Source organism: Streptomyces sp. NPDC006372 (genome assembly GCF_040612515.1).
In the GTDB taxonomy this organism is placed as follows: domain Bacteria; phylum Actinomycetota; class Actinomycetes; order Streptomycetales; family Streptomycetaceae; genus Streptomyces.
Genome location: NZ_JBEXQJ010000063.1, coordinates 22,514 through 28,781 on the forward strand (window position 1 = coordinate 22,514; position 6,268 = coordinate 28,781).

Sequence of the window (6,268 nt, forward strand, 5' to 3'; positions counted from 1 at the left end):
CGTCAACTCCACCGCTAGCGTTGCCTCTTGAACAGAGGGGGAGGGCTGCCGTTCATGACATCGACCACCTTCCGTATCGGCGGGGACCTTCAGGTCCGCCGGCTCGGCTTCGGAGCCATGCATCTGCCGACCGAGCCCGGCCCCGACCGGGAGAACGCCCTCGCCGTCGCCCGGCGGGCCGTGGAACTGGGCGTCACCCTGATCGACACGGCCCATCTGTACGGCGGGGGAGCCAACGAGGAGCTCCTCGCCGAGGCCCTGCACCCCTACCCGGAGGGGCTGCTGATCACCACCAAGGTCGGTGTCGCCCGGACCGGCCCCGCGGGCGAGTGGAAGCTCGACGGACGGCCCAGCATCCTGCGCGCCCAGGTCGAGCAGGCTCTGCGCAGGCTGCGGGTCGAGCGGATCGAACTGCTCCAGTTGCACCGCATCGACCCCGAGACGCCGCTCGCCGACCAGCTCGGCACCTTGCGGGAGCTCCAGACGGAGGGCCTGGTCGGCCGGGTCGGGCTGTCGGAGGTCACCGTCGCCGAGCTGGCGCGGGCCCGGGAGATCGTCGACGTCGTGAGCGTGCAGAACCGCTACAACCTGCTCGACCGCGAGCACGAGCCGGTGCTCGACGCGTGCACGATGGCCGGTATCGCGTTTCTGCCGTGGCGGCCCGTCGCCTGGGGCAAGGCCGGGGCCGGGGCCGAGATCGCCGCTGTGGCGAGCGACCTCGGGGCGACGCCCACCCAGGTCGCGCTCGCCTGGCTCCTCGGCCGTTCACCGGTCGTCCTGCCGATACCCGGCACGGCCCGGAACGAGCACCTGGAGGAGAACCTGGCGGCGGCCGATCTCGACCTGACGCCCGCCCACCGAGCCCGGCTCGACCGGTCGGCCGAGGAGCCACGGGCCACCGCGTCGGAGAGGGGCTGAGGCGAGCTCCGCGGTCGCGGCGACGCGCTACGGCTCACCCCTCGTCGGACGCCCCGTCGTTCCAGTCGTACGGGCCTCCGCCCTGCCACTCGATCAGCTCGGTGTCGTCGACGGCCGTGTCGGTGGTGGGCAGACCCTCCTTGTGCAGGAGGTCCAGTACGTCGAACAGGCTGTAGGCGACGCCCATGCGCTCGCCGTGGATGGTCACCAGCCGTCCGCCGTCCGACGCGGGCGGCTGCACGACCACGGGGGGTTGACCGTCCATAGCCCCACCATGCGCCCGAAACCGCCGGTCCGCAGCTCGACCGCGGCCGGAAGCGGGACAGGACGGGCGTGCCGCGGCGCTCCCGGGCCCCCGGCGGCGTGCGTGCTGTGCGCCGGTGACAAGGCGGGATCCGGAAGCTGAGTTCTCATCAGCACTCCCTGAGGGGCGCTGCCCCGCCACCCTAGCGTCCGTGGCATGGACATGAACTGTAGGAACAGAGGGAAGTGGCGCGGTACCGCGCTGGCGGTGCTGCTGACCGCGGGATCACTCACGGCCGCCGCCCCGGGCGCCCGGGCCGACGGGGCGCGGACCGAGACACCGGTGGCGTCGACCTCCCCGGTGACCCGGGTGACGGAGACGATGGTGCGGGTGAAGGTGCCGCTGCCGGAGTCGGCCGGGCCCCGCCCCGCCGCATGCGACTGGCTGTCGTACCTGCGCTACCGCTCGGCCGACGGGCCGGCCGCGGCGGCCGACGCGGACCGGATCCTCATCGCCCAGCCCGGCATCCTGGAAGGAGCGGGGGCGTTCGACAGCGTCGCCCGCAACACTGTGGCGCGAGCCGCCGAGCAGGGCGCGCACATCGAGTTCTGGGCGCTGGACCGGCGCTCCAACTGCCTGGAGGACCGCACCGGCATCGCCTCGGGCGGACAGCACACCGCCGTCGACTACTACTACCGCGGCAAGCAGGTCGACGGCCGGACCTTCGGCGGCTACGCCGGCAACGGGCAGCTGGGCTGGATGGCGAAGCTCGGCATCGAGCAGACCGTACGGGACCAGTACGACCTGCTCGCCGCGGAGTTGCCCGACCAGGCGCAGCGCAAGCGGAAGGTGCTGTGCGGCGGGCACTCGCTCGGCGGGGTGATCAGCGGATACTTCGCCGCCGCCGACTTCGACGGCAACCGCGCCACCACGGCGGACGCCGGGTACAACCAGTGCGCCGGCTACTTCGCCCTCGACACGACCGTCTCCACCTCGCTGGCCGACCTCAGCGGCAACCTGCCCGACGACACCAACCTGCCCGACATCGGCCTCGGTTACGGCGTGATCCAGGCCGGGCTCGACAGCGGCGTGCTCTCGCGCACGCTGTCCGCGCCGGTGCTGCTCAACCCCGAGACCATGACCCTGCTCGGCATCGCCGGCCTCGGCGCCCTGGACGACCTGGAGGGTGAGGCCGACCTGCCGAGCTACCTGCCCGTCAACCTCAACATCGAGGCCACCAACCGCTTCCTGTTCGCCAAGGACACCGCCGCCTTCCTCAGCGGCAAGCCCGCGGTGAAGGACTTCCGCCTCACCAACGGGGCAGTGCTCGGGGCCCTGCTCGACGACAACTCCGTACCGCTGGCGTTCCTGCAGACCAGTGTCGGCTTCTTCGACGGCGGGCCGATCGCCGACAAGAGCTTCCCCGCCGCCAACGGCGGTTCCCAGCAGCCCGGCCTGTACGGCACCGCGTACAAGGCCATCCCGGACCGGCCGCAGGGGCCGCTCTACACCTGGCGCAACTACGACCGGATCGGCGATCTGGACGACCCCGGCTACCGGTCGGCCGACGGCACCCCGTTCACCGGCCCCGGCGAGGAGGTCACCGACGTGCGGCAGCTGGCCCGCAGCCTGGCCGAGCAGCCGCTGGACTTCACCGAGCAGTACTTCCCGACCAAGCTGGTCACCGACATCCAGCTGTCCGGCTCGCCGCAGGTGAAGAAGCTCGTCGTTCATCCCGACGGGCTCAAGGCCAACCCGGTGCTCACGGTGCTCGCCGGTGAGGGGCTCCTGGCCGGACGGGTTCCGCCCGAGCTGCATCCCGTGGTCGCCGACGGCTACCAGCACCTCGACGTCCTGACCGCCGCGGCCGAGCAGAACAACGGCCGGCCCGAGCCCGTCTCCGCCAGCCTCGCCGGGTTCGCCCGGTCACCCCGCTGAGGCCCTCCCGCACGCACGGGGCCCGGGAGGAGATCCTCCCGGGCCCCTTCGGATGCCGCTACGGATCAGAGCCTGCCCGCGGCGAACGTGGCCGCCGCGTCGGCGTCGTCCCGGTAGCCGAGGTGCGCCCCGACGTCGCCCCCGCCGCTCTCGCAGACCGGGTCGCCCTTGGCGCAGATGTCCAGGGTGCGGCTCTGGTACGTGCCGGTGACGCTCTTGCCGAGCGCCCGGATCGGGTTGCCGAACAGCAGCACCGCCGCGACCTTCGGCTCGACCGCCGCGGGCAGCTGAGCCACGATGGGGCTGCCCACCACCGCGCCCGCGCTGCTGATGCCGATCGAGTTGTCGACGACGTTCGCGCCCTGCGAATAGCCGACGAGCACGAAGCGCTGGTTCGGACAGGCGGCCGCCTGGCTCTTCACGTGGTTCACCAGGTCCGCGTTGCCCTGCGCCGCGGACGTCGGGGAGAGGTCGGCCGGGTAGTTCACCTTGTAGCTGGACAGGCTTTTGCCCGTCGCTTTCTTCTGCAGGGCGGAATACACCGGGTCGCCGACGATGAAGCCGAGCGTGCCCGGTTCGAAGGTGCCGCGAGCCGAGACGAGTTCGACGTCCGAGCAGGCCGCGGCGGTGGCCGGGGGAGCCGAGAGGGTGGCGATTCCGGCCCCGCCGGCCAGCGACAGCGCGGCGAGGCACAAACGGATACGCATGGGGGATCCTCCGCGTGAGAGGCGCTTCGAGCGCCTGCGAAAAAGGACGGCCCGAACGTATTCGCTTTCCCTCGCCGGAGGTTATGGACGGAATGATGGAATCGCCGCCGTTTTTTGTCGCCGATTGAGTGCTGCGCCTGAAGGCGTGGATTCAGTTCTGTCGTGTGTGCAATGCTTCCGCGCGTAGCGCGAGAATGAGATCGAGGCGTGTTTCCGGATCGTGCAGGGCGTCTGAGAACAGCTTCTCCAGCTGCCGCAGGCGGTAGCGGACCGTCTGCGGATGGATGTGCAGCCGTACGGCGACGTCCGGCACGTTGCTGCCGCTGAGCAGCCACGCGAGCAGCGTCTCGGCGAGCCGCTCGCGCTGCCCCACCGAGACCGTGTCCAGCGGGGCGAGGACCCGCGCCTGGAGCCGTTCGAGCAGCGGTTCGTCGCCGTACAGCAGCAGGGTCGACAGATGGTCCGAGCACCGCACCACGCCCTGGCGGGGCAGGATGCCCCGCCCCATCAGCCCGAGCGCCCGGGTGGCGAAGCGCAGTGACTGCGCGGCCTCGGTGACCGCGACCGTCGGGCCGATCGCGGCGGGCCGGCCGCGCAGCGCGAGCGTGAACGCCCGGCCGCCGAAGCGGCCGGAGCCGTCCGGGTCGGGCACCAGCATGCTCGGCGGCCGGGACTCCATGTCCACCAGCGCACCGGCGGCGGCCAGCGGCCGGTCCTCCTCCCGCCGGTCCGGCGCCGCGGCCAGCGCCACCACGGCGACCGTGCGGGGCACCGGCCAACGCGCGCTGTGCGCCAGGTCCTGCACGGCCTCCAACGCCACCGGGCCCTCCTCCAGGAGCAGGTCCAGCAGCCGTCTGCGGCGCCGCTCGAGCTCGTCCGAGCTGCGCAGCTGTGCCTCCGCGTAGCCGGCCGCGGCCGCCTGGGCGACCTCGTGCACGGTACGGAACGCCAGCTCCCCGAGCGCGGCCACGACCGTGGAGTCCAGGCCGAGTTCCTCCGCCGTGCGGCCCATCAGCCGCCAGGCGTGCAGCCCGCCGACCCGCAGCGCGGACTGCAGCGCGTCCAGGCTGCGGCCCTCCACGGCCTCGCCGCGCCCGAGTTCGTAGTACGTCGCCGCGATCGCGCCCCCGTCGTCGCGCGGATCGGCGATGTGGTCGACGAACAGGGTCAGCGCCTGCACCACCCCGGACCGCAGATTACGGCGATACGCCCCGTCCGCGGGCCGTGCGTACTCGGGGACCTGACGGCGGACCTCCTCCTCCACCTCGTCGGCGACGACGGCCAACTGGGCGCGCAACAGCTCCGCCAGCTCGGGCGGGACCAGTGGTGTGCCGGGGTGGTTCGGCACACCGTGGGGGGTGGGCACAGCCATCACGGACACTCCTTTCGACCGGAAGCGGCTCACCCGCGGGCGGTTGCCAGTGGGAGGAGTGGGCAGTCCTCCCTCGGACGGACGTCCCTTCCGCTCCGTTCCGTGCCCCGACGGCACCCCCGTCACTCCGGCACGCCCAGCGCATGGGCGAGCATCGGCCACGAGGCGGTGAACTCCCGCTTCCAGTAGGGCCAGTCGTGTCCCCCTCCCGAGTAGAAGTGCGTGCTGACCGGTATGCCCAGGAGGGCCAGCGTGCCCGCGAAGCCCTGGGCCGACGGCCACAGTGCGCTCTCCAGAATCCCCGGCAGCGGATCGCCGCCGCCCCCGCCCACTCCGCTGCCCTGCGAGACGTACAGGGCGGTACCGCGCAGACCGCCGGCGCGGGCGCGCGGGTTGAAGTCCCGCCAGGTCAGCAGGTTGAGCACCGGATGACCCCACAGGGACGCGGCCGGCAGGTTCTCGCGGGCCACGATCGCGTCCATGATGGCGGGAACACCGGGCGCGGTGGTGTCCAGAATGCCGCTGTAGGAGGCCGCGGCCCCGAACACCCCGGGGTGGCGGGCGGCGTGGGCCATCGCGCCGTAGCCGCCGGTGGAGACGCCGGCGACCGCCCGTACGCCGGAGGCCCGGTAGTCCCGGGCGAGCAGTGCCGGCACCTCCTTCACCTGGAACGTCTCGTAGTCGGGTCCGCCGCGCCAGGCGCTGGGGATGCCGGTGGGGCCCGCGTCCGGCATGGCCACGATCAGGTCGCGGCCCTCGGTGAACGCCTCGATGTCGGTCTCCCGCGTCCAGGACGTGTAGTCGTCGTGGGCGCCGTGCAGCAGGTACAGCACGGGATACGTCCGCCCCGGCTGAGAGTCGTAACCGGACGGCAGGATCAGCCGTACCGGCGCGCTGCGGCCGAGCGCGGCGGAGGGCACGGACACGTCCCGCGTGCGCGGCCCGAGCCGGGTGGCCGCCCGGGCACGGGCCGTGCCGCCCGCGGCCCCGAACAGGACGGCGAGGCCGGCGGCGGGCGGGGCCCCGCGGGCGGGCCGCCCCGGCCCGACCCCGGGCGGGGGGGGGGGGCGGGGGGGGAAGCGGGGGAGC

At 72.9% G+C, this 6,268-nt stretch carries 6 protein-coding genes; 2 read left to right on the forward strand and 4 right to left on the reverse strand.

Features of this window, described 5'->3' with window-relative positions:
• The first annotated feature begins 54 nt into the window (after positions 1-54).
• On the forward strand, positions 55-918 hold the full coding sequence (locus ABZ016_RS41720) for an aldo/keto reductase (protein WP_356922010.1): 864 nt from the start codon (positions 55-57) through the stop codon (positions 916-918).
• 34 nt (positions 919-952) lie between these two features.
• Here the strand turns inward: ABZ016_RS41720 and ABZ016_RS41725 are convergent, their stop codons facing one another.
• Positions 953-1,183: a hypothetical protein gene (locus ABZ016_RS41725; protein WP_356922011.1), complete on the reverse strand. Its 231-nt coding sequence runs from the start codon at positions 1,181-1,183 to the stop codon at positions 953-955.
• 195 nt (positions 1,184-1,378) lie between these two features.
• On the opposite strand from ABZ016_RS41725, the gene ABZ016_RS41730 reads away from it, so the two are divergent.
• Positions 1,379-3,100 carry a hypothetical protein gene (locus ABZ016_RS41730; RefSeq protein ID WP_356922012.1) on the forward strand — a complete coding sequence of 574 codons (1,722 nt, stop codon included), beginning with the start codon at positions 1,379-1,381 and terminating at the stop codon, positions 3,098-3,100.
• Between the two features lie 65 nt (positions 3,101-3,165).
• Here the strand turns inward: ABZ016_RS41730 and ABZ016_RS41735 are convergent, their stop codons facing one another.
• The 3 genes from ABZ016_RS41735 to ABZ016_RS41745 form a co-directional block, all read right to left on the reverse strand.
• Entirely contained in the window at positions 3,166-3,807 is a 642-nt protein-coding gene (locus ABZ016_RS41735; protein WP_356922013.1) for a cutinase family protein, read from the reverse strand.
• Positions 3,808-3,958: 151 nt separating this feature from the next.
• Entirely contained in the window at positions 3,959-5,179 is a 1,221-nt protein-coding gene (locus tag ABZ016_RS41740) for a helix-turn-helix domain-containing protein (RefSeq protein ID WP_356922014.1), read from the reverse strand.
• Between the two features lie 122 nt (positions 5,180-5,301).
• The gene (locus tag ABZ016_RS41745; protein WP_356922018.1) at positions 5,302-6,174 is read right to left on the reverse strand and encodes an alpha/beta hydrolase family protein; all 873 of its coding nucleotides are present in this window, start codon (positions 6,172-6,174) and stop codon (positions 5,302-5,304) included.
• Positions 6,175-6,268: the final 94 nt, after the last annotated feature.

What these genes read in the sequence shown, in the direction of transcription:
- ABZ016_RS41720 (WP_356922010.1), top strand. Translation starts at nt 55, where the DNA reads ATGACATCGACCACCTTCCGTATCGGCGGGGACCTTCAGGTCCGCCGG.
- ABZ016_RS41725 (WP_356922011.1), bottom strand. Translation starts at nt 1,183, where the DNA reads ATGGACGGTCAACCCCCCGTGGTCGTGCAGCCGCCCGCGTCGGACGGC.
- ABZ016_RS41730 (WP_356922012.1), top strand. Translation starts at nt 1,379, where the DNA reads ATGGACATGAACTGTAGGAACAGAGGGAAGTGGCGCGGTACCGCGCTG.
- ABZ016_RS41735 (WP_356922013.1), bottom strand. Translation starts at nt 3,807, where the DNA reads ATGCGTATCCGTTTGTGCCTCGCCGCGCTGTCGCTGGCCGGCGGGGCC.
- ABZ016_RS41740 (WP_356922014.1), bottom strand. Translation starts at nt 5,179, where the DNA reads ATGGCTGTGCCCACCCCCCACGGTGTGCCGAACCACCCCGGCACACCA.